The sequence below is a fragment of the Plantactinospora alkalitolerans genome, from assembly GCF_015690345.1.
Taxonomy (GTDB): domain Bacteria; phylum Actinomycetota; class Actinomycetes; order Mycobacteriales; family Micromonosporaceae; genus Plantactinospora; species Plantactinospora alkalitolerans.
The window spans coordinates 1-23,434 of the sequence record NZ_JADPUN010000134.1; the positions used below are offsets into that span (position 1 = coordinate 1).

Annotated in this window: 21 protein-coding genes; 15 read left to right on the forward strand and 6 right to left on the reverse strand. The window is 69.2% G+C overall.

All coding sequences use genetic code 11. From position 1 onward, the window contains the following. Together I0C86_RS12555 and I0C86_RS12560 are read left to right on the forward strand one after the other, a co-directional pair. The coding region (locus I0C86_RS12555) for a DEAD/DEAH box helicase (RefSeq protein WP_196201408.1) at positions 1–1,972 on the forward strand (1,972 nt) is incomplete at its 5' end. A 254-nt stretch (positions 1,973–2,226) separates the two neighbouring features. Beyond that, positions 2,227–3,135 carry an MHYT domain-containing protein gene (locus tag I0C86_RS12560; RefSeq protein WP_196201409.1) on the forward strand — a complete coding sequence of 303 codons (909 nt, stop codon included), beginning with the start codon at positions 2,227–2,229 and terminating at the stop codon, positions 3,133–3,135. Between the two features lie 78 nt (positions 3,136–3,213). Here I0C86_RS12560 and I0C86_RS12565 read toward each other — a convergent pair whose 3' ends face one another. From I0C86_RS12565 to I0C86_RS12575, 3 genes are all read right to left on the reverse strand, one after another. Then, positions 3,214–3,684, reverse strand: a complete 471-nt coding sequence (locus tag I0C86_RS12565; RefSeq protein ID WP_196201410.1) for a nitroreductase family deazaflavin-dependent oxidoreductase — start codon at positions 3,682–3,684, stop codon at positions 3,214–3,216. Positions 3,685–3,770: 86 nt separating this feature from the next. Beyond that, entirely contained in the window at positions 3,771–4,697 is a 927-nt protein-coding gene (locus tag I0C86_RS12570) for a 5'-3' exonuclease (protein ID WP_196201411.1), read from the reverse strand. Positions 4,698–4,906: 209 nt separating this feature from the next. Beyond that, positions 4,907–5,398: a DUF6069 family protein gene (locus I0C86_RS12575; RefSeq protein WP_196201412.1), complete on the reverse strand. Its 492-nt coding sequence runs from the start codon at positions 5,396–5,398 to the stop codon at positions 4,907–4,909. A 225-nt stretch (positions 5,399–5,623) separates the two neighbouring features. Here I0C86_RS12575 and I0C86_RS12580 point away from each other — a divergent pair, with 225 nt between their 5' ends. The 3 genes from I0C86_RS12580 (at position 5,624) to I0C86_RS12590 (ending at position 8,654) form a co-directional block, all read left to right on the forward strand. After that, positions 5,624–6,736 (forward strand): M24 family metallopeptidase, encoded by a 1,113-nt coding sequence (locus I0C86_RS12580; RefSeq protein ID WP_196201413.1) that lies wholly within the window; start codon positions 5,624–5,626, stop codon positions 6,734–6,736. Between the two features lie 57 nt (positions 6,737–6,793). Further along, positions 6,794–7,933, forward strand: coding sequence for an acyl-CoA dehydrogenase family protein (locus I0C86_RS12585; protein WP_196201414.1), 1,140 nt, complete (start codon positions 6,794–6,796; stop codon positions 7,931–7,933). A 214-nt stretch (positions 7,934–8,147) separates the two neighbouring features. Next, on the forward strand, positions 8,148–8,654 hold the full coding sequence (locus tag I0C86_RS12590) for an Lrp/AsnC family transcriptional regulator (RefSeq protein WP_196201415.1): 507 nt from the start codon (positions 8,148–8,150) through the stop codon (positions 8,652–8,654). Here I0C86_RS12590 and I0C86_RS12595 read toward each other — a convergent pair. After that, positions 8,584–9,195 carry a histidine phosphatase family protein gene (locus I0C86_RS12595; RefSeq protein WP_196201416.1) on the reverse strand — a complete coding sequence of 204 codons (612 nt, stop codon included), beginning with the start codon at positions 9,193–9,195 and terminating at the stop codon, positions 8,584–8,586. The genes I0C86_RS12590 and I0C86_RS12595 overlap by 71 nt on opposite strands. Before the next feature lie 267 nt (positions 9,196–9,462). On the opposite strand from I0C86_RS12595, the gene I0C86_RS12600 reads away from it, so the two are divergent. From I0C86_RS12600 to I0C86_RS12610, 3 genes are all read left to right on the forward strand, one after another. Beyond that, positions 9,463–10,635: an alpha/beta hydrolase family protein gene (locus tag I0C86_RS12600; RefSeq protein ID WP_230394056.1), complete on the forward strand. Its 1,173-nt coding sequence runs from the start codon at positions 9,463–9,465 to the stop codon at positions 10,633–10,635. Positions 10,636–10,979: 344 nt separating this feature from the next. Next, entirely contained in the window at positions 10,980–13,454 is a 2,475-nt protein-coding gene (locus tag I0C86_RS12605; RefSeq protein WP_196201419.1) for a M14 family metallopeptidase, read from the forward strand. A gap of 321 nt (positions 13,455–13,775) precedes the next feature. Further along, positions 13,776–14,891, forward strand: a complete 1,116-nt coding sequence (locus I0C86_RS12610) for an Ig-like domain-containing protein (RefSeq protein ID WP_196201420.1) — start codon at positions 13,776–13,778, stop codon at positions 14,889–14,891. A 183-nt stretch (positions 14,892–15,074) separates the two neighbouring features. Here the strand turns inward: I0C86_RS12610 and I0C86_RS12615 are convergent, their stop codons facing one another. Beyond that, positions 15,075–15,506, reverse strand: a complete 432-nt coding sequence (locus I0C86_RS12615) for a RidA family protein (protein WP_196201421.1) — start codon at positions 15,504–15,506, stop codon at positions 15,075–15,077. A 688-nt stretch (positions 15,507–16,194) separates the two neighbouring features. On the opposite strand from I0C86_RS12615, the gene I0C86_RS12620 reads away from it, so the two are divergent. The 7 genes from I0C86_RS12620 (at position 16,195) to I0C86_RS12650 (ending at position 22,042) form a co-directional block, all read left to right on the forward strand. Then, complete coding sequence (locus I0C86_RS12620) at positions 16,195–16,608, forward strand: RrF2 family transcriptional regulator (protein WP_196201422.1); 414 nt, start codon at positions 16,195–16,197, stop codon at positions 16,606–16,608. A 101-nt stretch (positions 16,609–16,709) separates the two neighbouring features. Then, positions 16,710–17,726, forward strand: a complete 1,017-nt coding sequence (locus I0C86_RS12625) for a sulfate ABC transporter substrate-binding protein (protein ID WP_196201423.1) — start codon at positions 16,710–16,712, stop codon at positions 17,724–17,726. Continuing rightward, on the forward strand, positions 17,726–18,577 hold the full coding sequence (gene cysT, locus I0C86_RS12630; RefSeq protein WP_196201424.1) for a sulfate ABC transporter permease subunit CysT: 852 nt from the start codon (positions 17,726–17,728) through the stop codon (positions 18,575–18,577). The genes I0C86_RS12625 and cysT overlap by 1 nt, the downstream gene beginning before the upstream one ends. After that, entirely contained in the window at positions 18,570–19,403 is an 834-nt protein-coding gene (locus I0C86_RS12635; protein WP_196201426.1) for a sulfate ABC transporter permease, read from the forward strand. Before cysT ends, I0C86_RS12635 begins: the two co-directional genes overlap by 8 nt. Further along, on the forward strand, positions 19,400–20,392 hold the full coding sequence (locus tag I0C86_RS12640; RefSeq protein WP_196201428.1) for a sulfate/molybdate ABC transporter ATP-binding protein: 993 nt from the start codon (positions 19,400–19,402) through the stop codon (positions 20,390–20,392). Before I0C86_RS12635 ends, I0C86_RS12640 begins: the two co-directional genes overlap by 4 nt. 273 nt (positions 20,393–20,665) lie before the next feature. Next, on the forward strand, positions 20,666–21,439 hold the full coding sequence (locus tag I0C86_RS12645) for a maleylpyruvate isomerase family mycothiol-dependent enzyme (protein ID WP_196201429.1): 774 nt from the start codon (positions 20,666–20,668) through the stop codon (positions 21,437–21,439). Positions 21,440–21,847: 408 nt separating this feature from the next. Next, a complete protein-coding gene (locus I0C86_RS12650; RefSeq protein ID WP_196201430.1) occupies positions 21,848–22,042 on the forward strand; it encodes a CsbD family protein in 195 nt (64 codons plus the stop codon). Between the two features lie 34 nt (positions 22,043–22,076). On the opposite strand, the gene I0C86_RS12655 is transcribed toward I0C86_RS12650, so the two are convergent. Further along, positions 22,077–23,434 (reverse strand): KamA family radical SAM protein (locus tag I0C86_RS12655; protein ID WP_230394059.1); only part of this gene is annotated, 1,358 nt, incomplete at its 5' end.

Genomic DNA, 23,434 nt, shown 5'->3' on the forward strand with positions numbered 1-23,434 from the left:
CAGCGGGGGCCGGGGGCCTCGCTGGCGCGGACCGCTCCGGGCCGACATCGTCGAACGGCTCGACCGGGAGGAGTTGCTGCCGGCGATCCTGTTCCTGTTCAGCCGGGCCGGCTGCGACGCGGCCGTCCAGCAGTGCCTGGCCGCCGGGCTGCGGCTGACCACGCCGGAGGAGCGGACCGAGATCCGCCAGGTGGTGGAGAGCCGGATCACCAGCGTCCCCGGCGAGGATCTGGCCGTACTCGGCTACTGGGAGTGGCTCGACGGCCTGGAGCGTGGCCTCGCCGCCCACCACGCGGGCATGCTGCCGGCGTTCAAGGAGGTGGTCGAGGAACTGTTCGTACGCGGTCTGGTTAAGGCGGTCTTCGCCACCGAGACCCTGGCCCTCGGCATCAACATGCCGGCCCGCTGCGTGGTGCTCGAACGGCTGGTCAAGTTCAACGGCGAGGCGCATGTCGACCTGACGCCGGGGGAGTACACCCAGCTGACCGGTCGGGCTGGCCGGCGGGGTATCGACGTCGAGGGGCACGCCGTCGTCGTCTGGTCGCCCGAGGTGGACCCCCGGCACGTGGCCGGGCTCGCCTCCACCCGTACGTATCCGCTGCGGTCCAGCTTCCGGCCCTCGTACAACATGGCGGTCAACCTGGTCGGTTCGGTCGGTGCGGCGCCCGCGCGCGAGCTGCTGGCGTCGTCGTTCGCCCAGTTCCAGGCGGACCGCTCGGTGGTCGGCCTGGCCCGGCAGGTGCAGCGCAACGTCGAGACGATCGAGGCGTACGGCGCGGAGATCCGCTGCCACCTCGGGGACTTCGACGAGTACTTCGGGCTGCGGCTGGCGATCGGGGACCGGGAACAGACCCTGGCCCGGCAGGGACAGAACCAGCGGAGGACGGCGACCCTGACCGCGTTGGAGCGGCTGCGGGTCGGTGACGTGATCCGGGTGCCGTCGGGTCGACGGGCCGGTCTGGCCGTGGTGCTCGACCCGGGTGCCGGCGGCTTCGGTGAGCCCCGCCCGCTGGTGCTCACCCAGGACCGGTGGGCCGGCCGGATCACCCCCGGCGACTTCACCACCCCGGCGGAGGTGCTGGCCCGGATCCGGGTGCCGAAGAACTTCAACCACCGCTCGCCGGCCGCCCGGCGGGATCTGGCCGCGGCGGTGAGCGGTACCGGACTGGACCGGCACGCGGGACGGCGCGGCAGCCGGTCCCGGGGCGGCGGTGGTGGTGGTGAGGACGAGCGGCTGAGCCAGCTTCGTGCCGAACTCCGTCGGCACCCCTGTCACGCCTGTCCTGACCGGGAGGAGCACGCCCGGTGGGCGGAGCGCCGCCGCCGGCTGGAGCGGGACACCACGGAGCTGCGGTCACGGGTCGCCGGACGTACCGGGTCGTTGACCCGGACGTTCGACCGGGTCTGCGGGATCCTGACCGCGCGTGGCTACCTGTCGGACTCGGGCGAGGTGACCGACGCCGGCCGGATGCTCGGTCGGATCTGGACCGAGGCCGACCTGCTGGTGGCGGAGTGCCTGCGCCGCGGGGTCTGGGCCGGGCTGTCGCCGTCGGAGCTGGCCGCCGCGGTCTCGGTGGTGGTCTACGAGGCGCGTCGGGACACCGACGAGCGGGCCTCGGTGCCCCGGGGCGTGGTTTCGGCGGCGGTGGACGAGACGTTGAAGATCTGGGCCGAGTTGGAGTCGGACGAGGCGTCCCGGGGGTTGGAGGGGACCCGCGAACCCGACCTGGGTTTCGTCTGGCCGGTCTACCGCTGGGCCAAGGGCGAGCCGCTGGCGAAGGTGTTGGCCAGCGGCCACAACCTCGACGGCGACATGCCGGCCGGTGACTTCGTCCGGTGGGCCCGGCAGGTGGTGGACCTGCTCGGCCAGGTCGCCGACTCCGCCGGGGCGTCCGCCGAGCTGCGGGGCACCGCGCGGCAGGCGATGGGCTCGATCAACCGGGGTGTGCTCGCGTACCACGGGGCGACCTGAGGAGCCCGGAGCCGACCGGAACGGCGGAGTCCGGAAATCCCTGACCGGTGGCTCAGTTCGGCCCTTCGGGCGGTTCTCGGCTCCTGCCGGTCAGCCTCGTCTCCTCCTATGTTGATCTTCCGTACCGCCCACGTACGGCCGCTCGGTCGCCAGATGGGCCCGAAGGTTCCGTTGTGGCTGGTCGAGGCACAAGTGATCATGATGAGCCGGGTGCGGAACAGCGCCGTTGTCAACGGCACAAGGGGATCATCAGCATGGCCACGATCGACCATTTCCAGTACGGCTGGATCACGCCCGTCCTGAGTTACGGGCTCGCCGTCCTCGGCTCGTTCCTGGGGTTGCTCTGTGCGGCCCGGGCTCGGGAGGCGCAGACCACGGGACGCCGGACCTGGTGGATCAGCCTCGCGGCGTGGGCGATCGGCGGCACGGCGATCTGGACGATGCACTTCACCGCCATGCTCGGCTTCAGGGTCTCCGGAACCCAGATCCGGTACAACGTGCCGATCACCGTGCTGAGTGCCGTGATCGCCGTCGCCGTCGTCGGGATCGGCCTGGTCATCGTCGGCTTCGGCCGGGTCTCCTGGCCGAGGCTCATCTTCGGTGGGCTGTTCGCCGGACTCGGGGTGGCGGGCATGCACTACCTGGGAATGGGGGCGATGCGGATGCGGGGAAGGGTCGACTACACGCCGTCCCTGGTGGCCGCCTCCGTGCTGATCGCTGTGGTCGCCGCGACGGTGGCGTTCTGGCTGGCGGTCAACGTCCGTGGCTCCCGGGCCGTGACCGGCGCGGCGCTGGTGATGGGGTTCGCGGTCAGCGGGATGCACTACACCGGGATGGCGGCGATGTCCGTCCATGCGATGCCCACCGCGCCGGCTCCGTCGGGCGCCAACGGCTCCACCCTGCTGCTGCCGATCATGCTGATCGTCGTCTTCGTCGCGTTCGTGCTGTTCTATGCGCTGCTCGCGTCACCGACCGAGGACGACCGGGCGGCATCGCTGTATCTGGCCGACCGGGCCGCCGAGCGGGCTGCCGCGGACCGGGCTGCCGCGGATCGGACCGGTGCGGATCGGGCCGCCGTGCGGACCGGCCCGGACCGGCCCACCGGGTACCCGACCAACGGAGCCGGTCCGGTACCCGGCCGGCGCAGCCGATACTTCGGCTGAGTCCGCGCCCGACCTGGGCCGTGTGCGGATCAAGGATCCACCGCAGCGGTCCTCGGTGCCGCCACCGGCCGGTGTGCCTCAGGTGACCGGTTCGAGGACGAAGACCGGGATCTGGCGGTCGGTCTTGCGCTGGTAGGCGGCATAGTCCGGGTACGCGTCCACCGCCCGGCGCCACCAGACGGCCTTCTCGTCCCCGAACAGTTCGCGCGCCCGGCAGACCCGGGTCACGGTGCCGTCCTGAAGCTCGATGACCGGCTCGGCGACCAGGCTGGCGTACCACTGCGGGTTGGTCGGCGCGCCGCCCTGGGACGCGACAGCCGCGTAGTGCCCGTCGTGCTCGACCCGCATCAGCGGGGTCTTGCGAACCTTGCCGGTCCTGGCGCCCCGGTACGTCACCAGCACGGTGGGCAGGCCGTTGATCGTGACGCCGTCGGTCGTGCCGGTACGGATGATCCGCTCGACGTGCTCGCGAACCCAGCCTGACGCGCTCGGTTCGTAATCGCCGGCGAATGTGTTGCCCTGCTCGGCGTCGGCGTGCTCGACGTTCATGGACCCTCCTCGAACGGTTGTCAGGCGCATAACATTATCCGCATAACTAGTTCTGTGGAACCTTGCTGCGTTCCGGGTGGTTCGGATCAGGCGGTGACGTTCGCGGCGAGGGCGTCGACCAGGCGACGACACGGGCCGGCGAGGTTCCACTGCTCGGCCAGGGCGAGCAGCCGGTCGGGATCGACCGGGGCCGCCGGCAGCGTCGTGGTCAGCGGCGGTACCGGTACGTCGAGGGCCACCCTGACCACCTTCGGCGCGACGGCCAGGTAGTCCCGGGCGGAGTTCAGCTTGGTCTTCAGCCCGGGGGCGAAGCCGGACGTCGGATCGTCCAGCGCGGCGAGAATGCCGTCCAGGCTGCCGTAGCGGTCGATCAGTCGGGCCGCGGTCTTGTCTCCGACACCCGGAACCCCGGGCAGGCCGTCGCTGGGATCGCCACGCAGGGCGGCGAAGTCCGCGTACCCGGCGGCCGGCACGCCGTACTTGGCCCGGACGGCGGCATCGTCGCAGTCCTCGAGCTTCGCCACGCCCCGTCCGCAGTAGAGCAGTCGCACCGGTCGGCCGTCGTCGATGAGTTGGAACAGGTCCCGGTCGCCGGAGACCACCTCTACCGGGGCCGGTTGGCTGACGGTCAGCGTGCCGAGTACGTCGTCGGCCTCGTAGCCGTCCACCCCGATCGCCGGAATCCCGATCGTCGCCAGTAGGTCGAGGATCAGCGGGACCTGCGGGGAGAGGGTGTCGGGCACCACCTCGCCGCCCTCCGGCGCCACCCGGTGCGCCTTGTACGACGGCAGCAGCGCCACCCGCCAGGCCGGTCGCCAGTCGTAGTCGAGCGCGCAGACCAGCCGGTCCGGCCGACGGGAGCGGATCAGCGTGGTCAGCATGTCCAGGAATCCCCGTACCGCGTTGACCGGGCTGCCGTCGGGCGCCCTGGCTGCGGACTCCGGAATGCCGAAGTAGGCCCGGAAGTAGAGGCTGGGGGTATCCACGAGAAGCAGAGGGCGGCTGTCGTTCACCCGGACAGCCTGGCACAGCCCTGCCCGGCGCGGTCGGAGGGCGTCGGCGGTGCGGCGGCCAGCGGCGGCACCGGCCACACCCCGAAAGCGGCCCGGATCCTGGCGGCTGGCGTACCAACTGCCGGATCCGGGCCGCTTTCCCCGATGGTGGGACCGTCGGTGACCGCCCCCGGTCTGCGCCCTCGTCGTCGGGGAGCGGCGGGGCGCGCTCAGCGACGTGCGGTGGTCTGGCGCAGCATCGGGAACAGCGCGGCGGCCACGACCAGGTGCATCAGGCCCAGCATGACCTTGGTGTCCACGGTGGCGAGTTCGATGCCCAGCGGGACGAAGGAGAGGGCCAGGAGCGCGGTCGCGAGGGAACCCCAGATGACCCGGGCCCGGCGGGTGAACCGTTCGAGCAGGGCGAGCGTGCCCCAGCCGAGCAGGGAGAACACCAGGGTGATCCCGACGATCTCGGCCAGGATCAGCGGGTGCGGCACCGGGTTGTTCGGGGCGGTGAGCACGAAGTCGGTCCCGACGGCGTGCGCGACCGAGTAGAGCGTGGCGTTCGCGAGCACCGCCGCGCCGACCGCGAGGAGCCGGAACCGCCGGACCTGCCGACCGGACCGCGCGGTGGCGGCGGGGCGGATCGTGTTGTCGGGCTGGCTGTCGGTGTTCGGCTGGCTCGTGGTGTTCGGCCGGGTGATGGCGGTGGCGGTCATCTCGGGCTCCCTTTGATCGCTCGGGTTCGGGTCCAACTTCCAGCGGTGGCGCTGGCGATACGAAGACTCTCTCACCGACAACTTTTCTTGTCAAGACATCCTCGATTGTCGGCTGGCGCATCGAGGGGGTGGACCACGGGAGTGCGTCGGTGGCGGGGGGAAGCTCCCGGGATCGCGCTGACTCCTGCCGGTCGATCTCACCCGAACGACCGTTAAGCTAGTGACGTGGGTTACGAAAACCTTTATCCCCCGCAGCGGCTCGAAGCCGCGCAACGGGCCACGGCCGAGGCCGGACTGGACGCCCTGCTCATCCCGCCCGGCTCCGACCTGCGCTACCTCACCGGATACCACGCCCACGCGCTCGAACGGCTCACCTGCCTGGTGCTGCCGGCGAGGGGCGAACCGACGCTCCTCGTGCCGACCCTGGAACGACCGGCCGCCGAGGCGTCGCCCGCGTCCCGCACCGGCGTACGGATCGTCGACCATCCGGACGGCGTCGACCCGTACCCGCTGGTGGTGGAGGCTCTCGGCGGACCCGTCGCGGCGGTCGGCCTGGGCGACCGGATGTGGGCCGAACAGGTGCTCGCGCTGCGCGCCGTGCTGCCGCAGGCCACCCAACGGCTGGCCGGCGAGGTACTGAGGTCACTGCGGATCCGCAAGTCGCCGGCCGAGGTGGCCGCGCTCCGGGCCGCCGGCGCGGCGATCGACGCGGTACACGGTCGGATGGCCGACTGGTTGCGTCCCGGCCGCACCGAGGTGCAGGTGGCCGAGGACATCTCGGCCGCGATCCGGGAGGCCGGCCACGCCACCGCCGACTTCGCCATCGTCGCCAGCGGACCGAACGCCGCCAGCCCCCACCACGGAACGTCGGACCGGGTGATCGGGGTCGGCGAGCCGGTCGTCGTCGACATCGGCGGCACCATGCCGTCCGGCTACTGCTCGGACTCCACCCGGTGCTACGTGATCGGCACACCGCCACCGGACTTCGCCGACTACTACCAGGTGCTGCACGAGGCGCAGCGGGCCGCGGTCGGGGCGGTACGGCCAGGAGTCAGCGCCGAAGCCGTGGACTCGGTCGCCCGCGAGATCATCACCGACGCCGGATACGGCGCCGCCTTCCTGCACCGCACCGGACACGGCATCGGACTGGACGGACACGAGGACCCGTACCTGGTCGCCGGCAACGAACTGCCACTCGAACCGGGCATGGCGTTCTCCATCGAGCCCGGGATCTACCTGGCCGGGCGGCACGGCGCGCGGATCGAGGACATCGTCGTATGCACCCCGGACGGGGTCGAGCGGCTCAACACCATCGGCACGGAACTGGTCGCGTTGTGACCGGCGCAAACGGGTGCCGGTTCATCGCGGCGAGGAGCGGAGCGAGGGGAGGCGGCCATGACCGTTGACCGGATCCTGCCCAGCGACGAGGCGTACGAACTCCTCGAGCTCGTCACCGAACTGGCCGACCGCGAACTCGCGCCGAAGGTGGGCGACTTCGAGAACCGGGGCGTGTTCCCCCGGGAGGTGCTGCGTACCCTCGGCCGGGCCGGCCTGCTCGGGCTGCCGTACCCGGAGGAGCACGGCGGTGCGGCCCAGCCGTACGAGGTCTACCTCCAGGTACTGGAGATTCTCGCCGGCCGCTGGTTGGCCGTCGCCGAGGCGGTCAGCGTTCACACCCTGTCCTGCTACCCGGTGGCCACGTTCGGCGGCGAGCGGGCCCGCAGGTTGCTTCCCGACCTGCTCGGCGGCGCCCTGCTCGGGGCGTACTGCCTGTCGGAGCCGCAGGGTGGCTCGGACGCGGCGGCGCTGACCACCCGGGCGAGGCGGGACGGCGGCGACTACGTCGTCTCCGGCACCAAGGCCTGGATCACCCACGCCGGCGTCGCCGACTTCTACAACGTCTTCTGCCGGACCGGCGGCCCCGGCGCACGGGGCATATCCTGCCTGCTCGCGGACGCCAACACCCCCGGCATCGTGCCGCAGACCCCGGAACGGACCATGGGCCTGCGCTCGTCACCGATCGCGCAGATCGCCTTCGACGAGGCCCGGGTGCCGGCCGACCGGCTGATCGGCGCGGAGGGTGAAGGGTTCAAGATCGCGCTGTCCGCGTTGGACAGCGGTCGGCTCGGCATCGCCGCCTGCGCCGTCGGTCTGGCCCAGGCCGCCCTGGACTACGCGGTGGACTACGCCCGGCAGCGGGAGCAGTTCGGCCAGCCACTGATCGAATTCCAGGGCCTGGGATTCCTGCTCGCCGACCTGGCCACCCAGGTTTCCGCGGCCCGGGCGCTGACCCTGGCCGCAGCCCGGCTGCGGGACGCCGGGAGGCCGTACTCGACCGAGGCGGCCAAGGCGAAGCTGTTCGCCACCGACACCGCGATGCGGGTCACCACCGACGCGGTGCAGGTGCTCGGCGGCGCCGGCTACGTCTGCGACCATCCGGTGGAGCGGTACATGCGGGAGGCCAAGGTGCTGCAGATCGTCGAGGGCACCAATCAGATCCAGCGGATGGTCATCGCCCGCTCGCTCGCCCGCTGACCATCCCGCCCGGCATCCGGCCGGCGGCGCGGGAACCCGGCGGCGGGACAGGCTTCGTGCTGCGGGACCCGTCGGGGTCGGCTCCGATACGGCGGCGGTGGGTTCGACCGAGGGTCGGCCGTGTCGGTCCCGACCGGTGCGCAACTTGGTAACGTCTGCCGACTCGGCCGGTCTGACGTCGCCGCGACGGCTTCCTGACGGTAGGTTTCACGCCGTGGAGGAGACCGATCGGGCAATCATCGCGGCGTTGGCCGCGGACGGCCGGCTGTCGTACACCGACCTGGCGGAACGGGTCGGGCTGTCGGTGTCCGCCGTGCACCAGCGAGTCCGCCGGCTGGAGCAGCGGGGTGTGATCAAGGGGTACGCGGCGCGGATCTCCTTCGAGGCGCTCGACCTGCCGTTGAGCGCCTTCGTGGCGATCCGTCCACTGGACCCCTCACAGCCGGACGACGCGCCGGACCGGCTGGCCCATCTGCCGGAGATCGACTCGTGTTACTCGGTGGCGGGGGAGGACTTCTACCTGCTGCTGGTCCGGGTCGCCAGCCCGGTGGACCTGGAACGGGTGCTGCAGGAGATCCGTACCGCCGCGAACGTCACCACCCGGACCACAGTGGTGCTCTCCACCCCGTACGAGAGTCGACCGCCGAAGATCAGTTTGGATCCGGCGGCCCCCCGGCTGCGCGCTCTTCCGCCGGACCCGGCGAGTTCCAGCGCAGGATGACCGGCCGTCCGTGCTCGTAGCCGAGCGTCGAGACGGTGGCGGTGTCCAGTCGCAGCAGACCACCGCCGCTCGCCGGTAGCCCGATCCACCGGGCCCCGGCCACCCGGAGGCTGTGACCGTGCGCGACCAGGGCGACGTCCCCACCGGTGAGCAGAGCGGTCGCCCGGCCGAGGGCCCGGTCCAGCCGGGCACCGACCTGTTCGGGTGACTCACCGTCGGGGCAGCCGTCGGTCCACAGCATCCAGTCGGGCCGCTCCCGATGGATCTCCTCGGTGGTGAGTCCCTCGTACGCGCCGTAGTTCCACTCCGCGAGGTCCTCCGCGATCTCCGTCACGGTCAGCCCGGCCAGCTCCGCCGTGTGCAGCGCCCGCTTGCGGGGACTGGCGAGCACCGCGGCGAAGCGCCGTCCCCGGAGTTCCCCGGCGATCTTCCGGGCCTGCCGCTCGCCGTCCGGGGTCAACCCCAGATCCGTGTACGAGGTGTGCCGGTGGCTGGCACTCCAACTGGTTTCGCCGTGGCGAACGAGAACGATCTCTGGCATCCCACCAGTCAACCATCCCGCCCCGGGCGGCACTCGTTCCGGCAGGTGGACCGATTTCCGGGTCGCCCGTGTTCCGGGCAGCGCCGTCCTCCAGGCGAGACACGGGGAGCCCCCGGGGCGTACATCCGGAGGGCTACCCATCCACCCGAGCAGATACCTCCACGGACTGACGACACGTCTACTGCCGAGCGGCACGATCAACGCACGTTTTCCAACCGGGGAGTGCAAATGGCTGAACCAATCACTGCGCGTATCGACCGGCTACGAATGACGCGCCGACGCATGATCGGAGCGGCGCTGGCTGTTGGAGCCGCCCTGCCGATCGGTGCCGCGAGCCACGCGTCGGTGGCGCGGGCCACCCCCGGCCCGGCGCAGCTCACCCTGCCCGTACCCACCGGGCCGTACCCGGTCGGCACGGTGCGGCTGCACGTCGTCGACCGCTCACGCCCGGATCCCGTGGCCGGCGCGGGGCACCATCGCGAGTTGATGACCAGCGTCTGGTACCCGGCCCGGAACGTCGGGCGGCATCCGCTGGCACAGTGGATGGACCCCGCCGTCCTGCGCGCGTACCTCACGTCCGCAGGGTTCGAGGCCGACGCCGCGATTACGCCACTCACCAGCGGCCGCGAGGGAGCCCCGGTGCGGCGAACAGGTGGACGGTTGCCCGTCGTCGTGTTCTCGCACGGTGCACACGATCATCGTGCCGACACCACAGTCATCGTCCAGGAACTCGCCAGCCACGGGTACGTGGTGGTCACGGTGGATCACACGTACGACGCGTTCAGCCAATTCCCCGACGGTCGGCTCACCGTTCCGCTCGACGACCCGGCGTTGGTTCCATCGGACTTCGCCAGGGACATCCGATTCGTCCTCGACTGCGTCGAGGACCTCGCCGCCGGGCGCAATCCCGACGCCGAACACCGGCCGCTGCCGGCCGGCCTGCGCGGCGCCCCCGACCTGCATCGGATCGGCATGTTCGGGTGGTCGAAGGGCGGGACGGCGACCGCGCTCGTCATGAACGACGACCAGCGCGTCCGGGCCGGGCTGAGCATCGACGGTCCGATGCAGGCACAACCGCCGATCACCGCCGACCTGCATCGGCCCTTCATGCTGATGACCGCGGAGTTCACCCGGGCCGTTGAACCGAGCGTTGCCGAGTTCTGGTCACACCTGCGCGGATGGCGGCTCAATGTTCAGGCCGACGGCGCGCTCCACTCGTCGTACGGCGACACCCAGGTGTTGATCCCACAGCTGGCGGACGCTCTCGGGATGAGTGATGAGGAGCTACTGGGCTGGATCGGAACCCTCGCCCCGGCCCGGGCGCTGCGAATCCAGCAGGCGTACCCGCTCGCGTTCTTCGACCTGCACCTCCGGGGCCGGCACAGCCCTCTGCTCGACGGCCCGAGCACGAACTTTCCCGAGGTGAAGTTCATTCCATGAAGCGATGGACCGTTGCGCTCGGTGTCTCGTGGGCGGCGCGGTGGCCGGGGCCGCCAGGTGCCCGGGGCGCGCGGGCGCGGGTCAAGTTGTGGCGATGCCGGCGCAGGCTCAAGTAATGCTCAAGATCCGATTCGTGCGACCCGTCGGTGCGAAGAATGAACATACGCTCACCGCACCCAGCTCGCTCTCGGCCCGCACGATCCTTCGTTACGACGGCGACCGATGCCGCGTACCGAGGCTCCGCCGGTGGGCGAGCGCCGCACGACCGTCCTGAACAGATCGGTTGGCCCGTACCCGGGCCGGCCACGGCACCAACCACAGGCCGCAAACAGAAGGAGGGGAGCATGCGACGCAGACGACTGCGCATCGCGCTTCTCGCGCTGCCCGCCCTGGTGGGGACCGTCCTCATGGCGACCGCGCCCGCCGGCGCGGTTCCCACGGAGTCCACAGCCACGGCTGGCTCGGGACGATCCCACCTCGAGGATCGGGAGTCGGTACGCCTCGTACACCTCCAGCTGACCGGCGCGGACATGCTGGACCGGGTGGTCGCCGCCGGCTTCGACCTCGAGCACGGCGTCAGGCGCGTGCCGACCGGCATCGAAGCCGAGGCGGTGGTGAGCGCCAGGCAGATCGCCGAACTCGGGGCGATGGGTGTTCGGATCCTCGGCGACGAGGAGACCTTCGCGTGGCGCGACGAGGCCGACGGCGGCCTCCGGGCGCTCGGCGCGCGAGCTGTCCAGCCGCTCAGCCACGCAGCGACGGTACGGGTCGTCCGCGCCGACTGGTTCACCACCAAGGGCCAGGGCTTCCTCTACGTCGAGGCACGTACCACCGAGGGGCAGCAGGAGGACCCGATCGTCGCGATGCAGCTGGAGAACGACTCGGGCCGGGGCACGTCGTTCGGCTTCGCCCGGACGATGAGCCGGTTCGTCGACTCCGGTCAGTACATGTTCCACCGGAACCTGTTCAAGCTCGACGCGCGCCCGAAGCAGATCCGGGTCACGAGCTCGACCGGCGGCGTCGCCATCGGCGACGTCTCCGACTGGCTTGAGGACGCTCCGCCACCGCTGACGGAGAATCGGGGCTACCGGTCGGACTTCGTCGACGGATACCGGACCCCGCAGCAGCTCTACGGCCGTGCCAGGGAGATCGCCCGCCAGTACCCGGACATCGCCGAGATCGTCTACCTGCCGAACAAGACCAATGGCTACCAGCGCAAGGCGCAGGCCACGATCGGTGGGACCGGAGAGTCCGCGGTCGTCGTCAGTTCCGCGGCCTGGGGCCACGAGGGCGGCAACGACATCACCGTCGAGTTCGTGGACCGCCCGGGAGCGAGCCTTCCGCTCGGCGTCGACGTGGTGGGCAAGCAGGTCCGCGTCCTCCTCGGCAAGGACGCCTCCGGTGGGCTGGCGAGTACGGCCGCCGAGGTGGCGACGGCGCTGCGGACGCAGTCGCAGGGCCTCATCGACCGGTCGCACCCGTACCGCACCAGCACGGGTACCGGCATCGTTCCGCCGACGCCCGGCCCGGTCGCGCTCACCGACTTCCTCGACCAGAAGCGCGTCGGCGCGCCGGAGGGTGAGGTGCCCCGCGGTCCGGCCACGATTCCCGTCCTCCGGATCGGCAAGCACCGCGACGGAAAGAAGCCGGGTGTCCTAATCCAGGCGCAGGACCACGCCCGTGAGTGGGTACCCGCGACGACCTCGCTGGAGACGGCCGAGCGTCTGGTGCACAACTACCGGTCCGACCGGGAGACGAAGAGCATCGTCGACAACACCGACGTCTTCCTCATCCTGTCCAACAACCCGGACGGGGCGAACTACAGCTTCTACAACTTCGCCTCGCAGCGCCGGAACATGACGAACCACTGCCCGGACGAGAACGCCGACCCGGCCAGGCGCAACTCCTGGGGGGTCGACCTGAACCGGAACTACCGGGTCGGGTCGGGCCACGACGGCTACTCGGGCGCGTCGACCAGCTGTGTCAGCGACACCTACCAGGGGCCGGAGGAGCTGTCCGAGCCGGAGTCGAAGAACATCATCTGGTTGGTCGAGAAGTACTCGAACATCAAGTTCATGATGTCGGTGCACTCCAACGGCGGCCAGCTCTTCTGGCAGCCCGGCGCCTACATCGCGGACGGTCGGATCACCACGCCACGTCCGCCGCTGGGTGACGAGGCGTTCTACTGGCAGTCGGCCGCCCGGATCCTGTCGCAGGTCAAGGCGCATCGGCAGACCGTCGTGACGCCGGAGAACGTCGGCGGCTCGTCGGACGTCCTCTACTCCTCCGCGGGCAACGTACGCGAGGATCTGTACCACACCTACGGCATCTATGCCTTCGGCTGGGAGGTCGGCGGCTCGGTCTACAACCCGGCCACCGGAAACTGGCAGGGCGGCTCGTTCCAGCCGCCGTGGGCCGGAGATCCCAACCTCGTCAGCGGGCACGCCGAGACGATGGAGTACGCCAACGGGATCATGGAGATGTTCCGGATCGCGGCGGAGTGGGGCAAGGACAAGAAGGACCCGACGTCCCGGCTCGTTCCCGGCGCCGGAAAGTACTCCCGGCCCGTCGACGTGCGCTTCGAGACGAGCGAGCCGGCCACGGTCTACTACACGACGGACGGCAGCCGACCCACCCTGAAGTCGCCGCGCTACGAGGCGACCGAGTTCCGTGAGCCGGGGCAGGTCTTCCACGTGACCACGACCACGACCTTCCGCTGGTTCTCGGTCGACAGTGCCGGCAACGTCGAGAACAACTACGACCCGACGAAGAACGGCAAGCGCGACAGGTACCGTACGGCGACGATCACGATCAAGTAGCGCCTGTCCGGTGACCATTGCCTCGTCAGTGCCGGCGATGCCGCACTGACGAGGCAATGTCCTGCAACGGCAGTGTCAGGGATGGCAGTGTCGCCGGGATCACCCATCCGGCATCAGCCGAACCTCCTCCTTGGGCATCCACTCACCACGTGCGACCTCGTCGCATCGCCCACCTGGCAGTTCCCGACCTGACCCTTGGTCCGCGCAACCACTCTTCGTGTCTGTCGGATTACTAACAGCGACAACCTGCGCTCTTCGGCCTGTCCTAATGTCGGTAAGGCCGAAGCGGAGACCGAACAGCGCCGCAGGTAGGGAGTCGTCATGTCAGCCAAACGCCTGGTCCCGATCGTCGCGATAGTCACCGTGGCCGCACTGGGTGCGGTCGCGCCCACGGCCCAGGCCGGTGCACGCGGAAGCATCCTGTATGGCGACTACAACCACGACGGCCTGCTCGACGCGGCCGTCCTCGGCGCGGTCGAGCCGAATCTCTGCTCGACGATCGTCTCGTACGGCAGCGCGCCCGGCGTCTATGTGCCGCCACTCGCCTACACCTACCCGAAGCCCGGCGGCGGCACCGTCTACACCGACTGCCCTGACATCGGCGTGGCGGTCAACGTGGACGACGACCCGGAGGACGAGCTCTGGGTCGGTTGGACCCCCGGCCCACCACCCCCGGCGAACTTCACCCTGGTGGTGCTGCAACCACCGACCTTCTCCCCGTCGGCCAGCTACAACTCGCACATCGCCCAGCCGGTCTTTATGGGTAGTGGCAGGTTCAGCGGCGGCGGCCGGTTCAGTCCCTATACGGTGGGCCCCGGTGGCGTGCAGAACTTCGTCATCGACGGCGCCTCGGTGGTACCGGGCCCGATCGACTACTGCTCGGTCGACACCCCGACCGTGCAACTGGCCGACTGGAACCGCGACGGCACCGACGGCGCCCTGATCTCCTACACCAACGGCTGCGCCGACCACAGCAACGGCGTGCTGCGAATCCGCCAGAACGGGTCGGTCCAGCAACTCCAGATCGACCCGACCGGCCAGACGACCTGGGAAGCCAAGGTGGTGAACGTCAACGGCGACCTGTACTCCGACGTACAGACGACGAACCGGACCACCGGCGAAGTCAACTACTTCATCAACGACGCCCTCAACATGGTCGGGGTCCTGGTCCGGTCACCCGACGCGAACACCGACGCCGTCGCGCTGACCAAAGCCAAGGCGATCACGATCGACGTACTCGTGAACGACTACGCCAGCCGGTACGCCGAAATCATCATCACCAGCCCACCGCGCTACGGCACCGTACAGGTCCTCTCCGACCGGCGGATCATCTACCGGCCGAATCCGACCCACGGCCGCACCGACAGGTTCACCTACCAGCTTGTCGAAGGCAGCCGACGGAGCAGCGCTACCGTCAACATCAAATACCCGGCCTAACTCATCGCGGGTAAGAACTTCTCGCTGAGGACGTGGTGTTTCGGTCGCACGGGCATCCGCCCTGACGAGGTGGGTCGGCTCTGGGTGGGTAGACCTCACGGGTACGCTCGGCGGCGTCCACCTCGGGTGTGCTGGGCTGGGCAGCGGAGTCGGTCGGGGCTGCCGGGCGATCAGATCGTCGGTTTAGCGTGGTACGACCGCGATGACGTCAATTTCGACGAGCATGCCGTCAAGTGCCAGTGCCGGCACCGGGGCCAGCGTCCAGGCGGGCTTCCGGTCTCCCCACACCGTGGCGAATTCCTCGACGATGATATGGAACTTCTTCTTGTCGTGATCGACGACGTAGAGCGTGAACTTCGCTACGTCGGCCAACGTGGCTCCGGCGGCGGCGAGCACTGTCACCGTGTTCCGGATGGCTTGCTTGAGTTGTACGCGGAAGTCCGCCGACAGCGCCTGATCCTCCGTCTCTCCACCCTGACCCGCGGGTAGGATGATTCGCCAGCCGGCAGGGAAGATCGCCAGGTGCGAATATCCGTTGTGGGACGGGTTGTAGAGGCCCTTGGGATTGATGAATTCGAGGCCGTCGAGGTCTTCGGTGCCAACTGCCCCAGCCATTTCGTTCTCCTCGGTTGTTGCACCACCAGGCTGACAACCACCCGATTATCCCTTCGATTGTGGTGAGAGTGGGGCAACTCTGACTTTCCTCCGAGTGGCGGTGGGTGGTATCTCGTCCCACCTGCCGTGCCGGCGGGGGGCGAGGTCGTCACCATCGCGCCGGGACGCGAATCCGGTTCCCGGGCCGACACCGTCGCCACTGTGGAAGGTCAGATCTCCTTCACGAACACGATGGCATCGAGTTGGCCGATGGTGGCCGGGTCGAGGGAGACGTAGGTGTGGTCGGCCGGGACCGTGGCTGAAGCCGCGGCTCATCGCGTCGTCCAGGGTCCCGATGCCGTCGGCGACGTACGCGTCGGCGACCAGACCCGACATGCAGTCGCTCTCGATGGTGATCGGTGCGACCCATCCGGCATCGCCGAACGATGCGACCCGCGCAATCGGTACGTCGCGGAGAGCTGATGGAGGATCGTCCTGGTCGGATTCCTCGCACCCGGAGGGCCTGCCGGATCTCCGCCATCCCGTGCGTGGTGTTTGTGCGGTAGCCGTGTTGACTCCCCGCCGTCCTGAACTACAGTATCCCCATCTTCTAGATAGGAATTCCGGCGCTGGGCTCGCGGGCGCGGCGATGAGCGACCGCATGCCTCGGTGGCCCTCGTCGCGGGCGAACCGATCGGGGGACGCTGCTGTGCACATCTCGGCCCGTACCGAATATGCCGTCCGGGCGATGCTGGTCGTCGCGGATTTCCATCCGCGTCTGGTCAAGACCTCGGAGATCGCCACAGCGGAACGGATCTCGGTGAGCTTCCTGGCGGCGATCCTGACGGATCTGCGCCGTGGTGGCCTGCTGTTGAGTTTTCGGGGCACGGAGGGCGGCCACGGCCTGGCCCGGCCGGCGGAGGCGATCAGCGTGGGAGACATCCTGCGGGCGGCGGAGGGGGTGCTGGTGACCACTGTGCGTGGTCGACCGACGGCCCTGGCCAGCTACGACGGCACCGCGAGAGGGCTCCGGAAGGTGTGGCTCTCGCTGGACCTGGCCATCACGGAGGTCGTCGACCGGACCACGTTGGCCGACCTTCTCGCCAGTGCGCCCGGCCCCTAGGCCCCCGACGGCCGGACCGGACGGCTGTTGACGCACCCGCGATGTCCCGCCTACCGTCAACCCACAAAACCGACTAACTCGATAGGAATAAGAGGGCATATATGAACCGGATCAGAGCGACGGTCGCTCTCGCGCTTGTGGGCACCCTGGCCCTGTCGGCCTGCGGAGGCGGCGACGGGGCGACCGGAAACGCCACGACGCTCTCCATCGTCGGCTTCGCCGTTCCTGAGGCCGCGAACAAGGCCATCATCGCCGCGTGGAACAAGACCGATGAGGGCAAGGGCGTGCGGTTCCAGTCCTCCTACGGCGCGTCCGGCGACCAGAGCCGCGCGGTGGTGGCCGGGCTCAAGGCCGACTACGTGCACTTCTCGGTGAGCAGCGACGTGACCCGGCTCGTCGACGCGGGGCTGGTCGACCAGATCTGGGACGACGGCCCGAACCGGGGCATCGTGTCGTCGTCGGTCGTGGTCCTGGCCGTGCGGGAGGGCAATCCCAAGAACATCCAGGGCTGGGACGATCTGATCAAGCCGGGCATCAAGATCGTCACGCCCAACCCCGCCTCGTCCGGTGCTGCCCGATGGAACGCGCTGGCCGCCTGGGGGCACATTTCCGCCAACGGCGGAACAGACGCGCAGGCCGAGGAGTTCCTCACCAAGCTTTTCGGGAACGTGGTGTCGCTGCCGGGCAGCGGCCGGGACGCCACGACCGCCTTCCTCGGCGGCACCGGTGACGTTCTGCTGGCGTACGAGAACGAGGCAATTCTGGCCACCCAGAGCGGTGAGAAACTCAACTGGGTCGTCCCGGCGACCACCATCCTGATCGAGAACCCGGGTGCGATCCTCAAGAACGCCGACCCCAAGGCGAAGCCGTGGCTGGACTTCGTGTTGAGCCCGGGCGGTCAGCGGCAGTTCGCGCTCAAGGGCTTTCGGCCGATCATCGATGGCATCGACACCAGCGGCATCGAGGGCGCCCGCGATCCCAGCGATCCCTTCCCGACCCCGCAGAAGCTACTGACGGTCGACAAGGACTTCGAGAGTTGGTCCGCGCTGTCGAAGAAGTTCTTCGACGAGAAGACCGGCATCATCGTAAAGATCATCGCCGCGTCCGGGAAGGCGTAATGACGTCGGCGATCGTTGTTCCGGGCCGACCGGCGCCCTCGCGCCGGTCGGCCCGGAACGGCCGGCGTCTCACCCGCACCTCCGGGTTGGGCCTCGGAGTGGCGATGCTCTGGTTCAGCCTGCTCGTCCTCATTCCACTGACGGCGGTGATCGTCACCGCGTCCGGTAATGGTTGGGTCGAGTTCTGGCGGGCCGTCACCAACGAGCAGACCGCGGCCGCGATCCAGTTGACCGTCGGCACCGCGTTCCTGGTCACCCTCGTCAACATCGTCATGGGGACGATGATCGCCTGGGTGCTGGTGCGCGACGAGCGGTTCTTCGGCAAGCGTGCCCTTGAGGTGCTGATCGACATCCCCTTCGCCCTGCCGACCATCGTCGCCGGCCTGGTGCTCCTGTCGCTGTACGGCCCGGACAGCCCGCTCGGCGTGAACATCGCGAACACCCGCGTCGCCGTCTTCCTCGCCTTCCTGTTCGTCACCCTCCCGTTCGTCGTCCGGACGGTGCAGCCGGTGCTGACCGAACTCGACCGCGAGGCGGAGGAGGCCGCGGCCTCGCTGGGAGCGAGCCGGTTCACCATCTTCCGCCGGATCATCCTGCCGAGCCTGACCCCGGCCATCGCGGCCGGCGCAGCCCTGTCGTTCGCTCGCGGCGTCAGCGAGTACGGCTCGTTGGTCCTGCTCTCGGGCAACCTGCCGATGCGTACCGAGGTGACCTCCGTACGGATTCTCAGCAGCATCGAGAACGACAACCTGGAGAGCGCCGCAGCCGTCGCGGCGGTCCTGCTGGCGATCTCCTTTGTGGTCATCGTCGCCGTCGACGTCATCCAGCGGCGGGTGGTCCGCCGTGGCTGAGTCGACCGCCCCCCGCGTCCGTACCGGTCGGCGCCCCAGCACCTATCTGCTGCGTCTGATCGTCACGGGCTACCTCGTCCTCCTGGTGGCCTGGCCGGTGTTCCTCGTCGGCCGGAACGCCTTCGCCGACGGCACGACGGACATCCAGGCAATTCTCGACGACCCCGACATCGTCCACGCGCTCCAGCTCACCGTGCTGGTGGCGATCATCGCCGTGGTGATCAACACCGTCTTCGGGGTCGGGATCTCGATCCTTCTGGTGCGGTACACGTTCCCCGGCAGGCGACTGCTGAACGCCCTGCTGGACGTACCGCTGTCGGTCTCGCCCATCGTCGTGGGTCTCGCCCTGGTGCTGGTCTACGGCGGCCGCACCGGCTGGTTCGGGCCGACGCTGCAGAATGCCGGGATTCAGATCATCTTCGCGACGCCGGGCATCGTGCTGGCCACGGTCTTCGTCGCGCTGCCGCTGGTGATCCGCGAGGTGGTGCCGGTGTTGGAGGAGGTCGGCGACGAGCAGGAGCAGGCCGCTCGCAGCCTCGGCGCCAACGCCATCCAGACCTTCCGCCGGATCACGCTGCCCGCCATCAAGTGGGGCGTCATCTACGGCGTCGTCCTCAGCCTTGCCCGATCACTGGGGGAGTTCGGCGCGGTCAAGGTCGTTTCGGGCAACGTCCTCGGGCAGACCCGTACCGCCACCCTCGTGGTCGAGGAGAAGTACCTGAACTTCGACAGGGGAGGCGCCTACGCCACCGCCTTCCTGCTCGCCCTCGTCGCCGTGGCCTGCATCATCGTCGTTTCCGTCATCCGGCCGAAGGATCAGCGTTGAGCATCGAGATCAAGAACGTCGCGAAGCGTTTCGGAGGATTCGTCGCGCTCGACGACGTCTCCGTCAGCATCCCGTCCGGTCAACTCACCGCGCTACTGGGCCCGTCCGGCGGTGGCAAGTCCACCCTGCTGCGCATCATCGCCGGCCTGGAGCGTGCCGACAGCGGCCGGGTCGAGATCGAGGGTCTCGACGCCACGGACCTTCCGCCGCAGAAACGCAACGTCGGATTCGTCTTCCAGCACTACGCGGCCTTCAAGCATCTGTCGGTCCACCGCAACGTCGCCTTCGGCCTGGAGATCCGTAAGCGTCCGAAGGCGGAGATCCGCAGCCGGGTCGAGGAACTGCTCGCCCTCGTCCATCTCGAACAGTTCGCCGACCGGCTGCCGTCCCAACTGTCCGGTGGGCAACGCCAACGGATGGCGCTGGCGCGCGCGTTGGCGGTACAGCCCACGGTCCTGTTGCTCGACGAGCCGTTCGGTGCCCTCGACGCCAAGGTCCGCAAGGAACTTCGGGAGTGGTTGCGCCGCCTGCACGACGAGGTCCATGTCACCACGGTGTTCGTCACCCACGACCAGGAGGAGGCGCTCGAGGTGGCCGACGAGATCGTAGTGATCAACGAGGGCCGGGTGGAACAGATCGGATCGCCCGACGACCTCTACGACCAGCCGGCCAACGACTTCGTGATGCGCTTCCTCGGCCCGGTCACCCAGTTGGGGGATCGGCTAGTCCGTCCGCACGACCTGCAGATTCACACGGGCGCCCCGGATCCGGCGGACGTGACCGGACGGATAACGAGAATCACCCGGATCGGCTTCGAGATCCGGGCCGAGATCACCACCAGCGACCAGATCGTCACGGTCACGCTCACCCGCAACGAGTTCCTGTCGTTGAACGTCGAGGCAGGATCCACGGTGCAGGTACGGGTCGCACCCCAGATCCACGCCGGCAGCGCCACTGGAAACCGGTCCGAGATCCTCCGCGCCACCTAGTAGTGCTTTGTCATGATCTGATTGGATGACGGGAGAGGGGTGCGGATTGCTGGAAGTGACTTCGTAGGTCGAGCAGCGAGTTGGTTACGGGCCTGGTGGTTGCGCTGGTGCTCTTGGCCCAGCGGGTAGGCCCAGTAGCGGTCGAAGTTGCCGTTGGCGAGCAGTGCGCGGAGTTTCAGGACGGCTTCGGCGCCGACGCTCCGCCCGGCCGTCGACGCGTTTGTCCGACATATTCGCTATCCGGAGGCCGGAGCGCCGTGATACACAACCGACGTGCAAAATATCTTGGAGTTCCCCGAGGTCCTGCGGCTGATCGAAGACCGCTCGGCCGCGTTCCGCGCCGCGATCGCGTCCGCCCCCGACCTTGACGTCCAGGTCCCGGCCTGCCCGGACTGGACGCTGCGGGAACTGGCGCAGCACCTCGGCGACGGCCGCCGCCGCCAGGCCGCCATCGTCGCGGCGGGCCCGGGCGCTGAGCCCCCGGCGAGGACGGACCCGAAGGGCGCCCCGACCGCGCCCCGCGACCGCGAAGCCCTGGACGCCTGGCTCGCCGAGTCGACCGAGCTCATGCTCGACGCGCTGCGCGAGGCCGGCCCGGACCGCGGCTGTTGGACCTGGTGGGGCCGCTCGCAGGCCCCGGAGACCAGCGGAGCCCTGGCGCGGCACCAGATCCAGGAGTTCGCCGTCCACACCTACGACGCCCAGCTCACCCAGGGGGCCGCACAGCCGCTGCCGTCGGACGTCGCGGTCGAGGGCGTCGACGAGTTCCTGACGACCGTCTCGGCGACGACCGTCCCCTGGCCGTTCAAGCCGGCGACCATCGACCTGCACACGACCGAGGGTCGCTCCTGGCGCCTGACACTCAACGCTGACGGCGTCCGCTGCGACGACCTCGCCGACGACGCGGAGCCGGGCGACATGGCGATGCGAGGCGCAGCGAGCGAACTGGTCCTCTACTTCTACCAGCGCGTCCCGCTCGACGGCCTGGAGACCACCGGCGACACCGAGCCGATGGAGCAGCTCGCAGACTGGGACCCGACCGCGTAAAGCGCACACTTGTGACGCATCTGTCGGTTGTGCGCGGGCTCCTGCGGGCGCCACTGGGCCCGGGGTTGCGGATCTCGCGCGGTTGCGGACAGGCTGCGGGCCTGCTGTTCAAGGGCGAAAGGCGCACCTTACGTCACAATCTAGCTTCCTAGGATGCCTTACACGGTGTGCTCGCCAGCACACGCAGTTCAGAAGACTTACGCACCAACCCAGACACGAAGAAAGGTCGGTCCGAGACGCGCAGGGCGGAGCGGAGGCAGGGCGGACACAGTGCGGAGCGAGTCCACTCTGAAATCTCCGCTCACGGGCCTTGTGAGCGGATTAGGCAGGTTACATCTCCGGCATGTCGGGCAAATTACCTAGCGGGCAGCCGCCACGAGCGGCGCCATCGAGGTGAGGAGTAGCGACATGAGTGCCATGGACAAGATGCGTAACAAGGCCGAGGAGTTGAAGGGCGCCGCGAAGGAGCGGATCGGCGACCGGACCGACAACGAGCAGATGCGCGGCGAGGGCTCGTCGCAGCAGACGCAGGCCAAGGCGAAACAGGCCGGCGCGGACGTGAAGAGCGCCGGCCGCAACGTCAAGGAGACCTTCGACCGTTGACGGTCGTCCGGGCTCAGGAAGCAGTCAGTCTGAGTCAGGAAGCAGTCTGAGTGTCGTGCCGGGCCCACCAGGCCCGGCCGGCCTCGGACAGCGTGTCGATCGGGTCGTAGTAGGCGTAGCGCCGCTCGAGCGCGGCCAGGTCCGCGGACTCGATCGACGTACGGTAGTTCTTGGTCCAGTACGAGATCCCGCGTTCCCGGTCGTACCCGGTGAGCATGTGTACCCAGCGCTTGCCGACGAAGGGCACGTCGCAGACGATCCGTGGCGTGGCGTAGCCGGGCAGGTAGCCCATCATGTCGTGCTGGAGCTGCTGGGCCTGCCAGACGGGTACCCGCCAGTGCTCCGCGTTCGGGATCATGTCGCACATGTAGAAGTAGTACGGCAGGATGCCGGTCTCGCCCTGGAGTGCGAAGCAGAGATCCAGCAGGTCCGCGGTGGTCGCGTTCACCCCGCGCATCAGGACGCCCTGGTTGCGTACGTCCCGGACGCCGACCTCGAGGGCGGTCTGTGCGGCCCGGGCGACCAGCGGGGTCAGCGACTGTACGTGGTTGACGTGGGTGTGGATGGCCAGGTTGACGCCCCGTCGGGCGGCGGTCCGGGCGACCCGTTCCAGCCCTTCCACCACCTCCGGCTGGAGCCAGTGCTGGGGGAGTCCGGCCAACGCCTTGGTGGCGAGCCGGATGTCGCGGACGGTTTCGATCTCCAGCAGCCGCATCAGGTACGACTCCAGGTTCCGCCAGGGCACGTTGGCCACGTCGCCGCCGGAGACCACCACGTCGCGTACGCCGGGATGGGCCCGCAGGTAGGCGATGTGTGCGTCGTACCGGTCGACGGGCTTCAGGGTGAGCTTGAGCTTCTCGACCGTGGGGGTGGAGTTGCCGACCAGATCCATCCGGGTGCAGTGCCCGCAGTACTGGGGGCAGGTGGAGAGCAGTTCGGCGAGGACCTTGGTGGGGTAGCGGTGGGTCAGTCCCTCGGCGACCCACATGTCGTGTTCGTGCAGCGAGTCCCGGGTGGCGTACGGGTGTGACGGCCAGTCGGTGCGCCGGTCGGAGGCGATCGGCAGCATGTACCGCCGGATCGGGTCGGCGCGGAAGGCGTCGGAGGTCATCGGTGCGTCCGGCACGACGGTGTTGAGCATCTGTGGCGGTACGAGCATCGACATGGTGGCCTGGGTCGCCTGGTCGGCGGTCAGGTCGTCGTAGCAGATGTCGTCGATGGTGTCACCGAGGACGGCGCGGAGCTGCCGGACGTTCTTGACGCAGTTGACCCGTTGCCATTGGGCGGACTCCCACTGGTCCCGGGTGACGTTCCGCCATCCGGGGAACCGGGTCCAGTCGGGTTCGGTCAGGGCGCGGCGGCGGTATTCGTACGGCTGGCCTGGGGTGGTGG